The following is an 888-nucleotide window of genomic DNA, read 5'->3' as shown; positions in this document are numbered from 1 at the left end:
TCATCAGTAATTTGTACTTCTTTCTTTAAAGCAGAGCGTAAAGCATCACGTAAAAGCGCATAAGGGAATGCTTGGGGAGTCTGTGCGCGCCAAATTATGTTGCGATCGAGCGTTGAATCCACCCGACCATTCTTGGAACATTTAATTGTATCAACCGAGGGAAGCGCTAATAACGCACCATCTGGTGCATCCAATAATGACTTTTCTAGTAACTCTAACTCATGTTCAGTAATCAAAGGACGAGCGGCATCGTGAACCCAAACCCAATCATGATCCGCAGCCTTATCAGATAAAGCCATTAACCCTGCTAGAACGGTATCTGCTCTTTCATCACCGCCAACAAACCTTATGCACTTGTTGGTAACATCAACAGGTAGAGAATTAAAATAGGAGTCGTCAGACCTTAAACCTACCAACACGGTTTCAAAGCGAGGTTTTGCAGTCATTGCTTCTATTGTTCGAGCAATGATCGTTTGTCCATCAATGTTAAGATATTGCTTTGGAATGGTGGACCCCATTCGAGATCCGATACCAGCGGCGGGTAGAATGAGCCAGTGCTTCGGCTCAGAATTGCGTTTTACCATGCAGAATGTTCATCAATGATCGCTTGAATTGACCACCATAAAGAAGGTCTCGTTTCGACCAATCATACCAAGGTCTACGCGTGCGCGCTCCTCTATTACTTCATAACCTTTCTTAAGATTTGTTACTTTCGCGTCTAAGCGCCCATTTCGCTCTTCCAGCTCAAGATTCGCAACACGCAATACATCTACTTTTTCTTGCAATTGCCACACCTCAAATATGCCGCCTTCGCCAGCCCACAGCCTGAACTGAAGCACGACCGTTGCCAACAACAAGAAACCCCACAACAACTTCATTTACAATCCG

2 protein-coding genes are annotated in these 888 nt (G+C 44.8%); both read right to left on the bottom strand.

Features of this window, described 5'->3' with window-relative positions; translation table 11 throughout:
- The coding region (locus A3739_RS01780; RefSeq protein WP_068500034.1) for a 2-C-methyl-D-erythritol 4-phosphate cytidylyltransferase at positions 1-584 on the bottom strand (584 nt) is incomplete at its 3' end.
- 12 nt (positions 585-596) lie between these two features.
- On the bottom strand, positions 597-878 hold the full coding sequence (locus A3739_RS01775) for a septum formation initiator family protein (RefSeq protein ID WP_068479449.1): 282 nt from the start codon (positions 876-878) through the stop codon (positions 597-599).
- Positions 879-888: the final 10 nt, after the last annotated feature.

This window comes from Oleiphilus sp. HI0067 (assembly GCF_001635735.1).
Note: the sequence above shows the minus strand (reverse complement) of the source record. Positions and strands in the feature narration are given on the sequence as shown.

Bases quoted from the DNA above. Each gene is read 5' to 3' on its own strand.
- A3739_RS01775 (WP_068479449.1), bottom strand. From the start codon at position 878: ATGAAGTTGTTGTGGGGTTTCTTGTTGTTGGCAACGGTCGTGCTTCAG.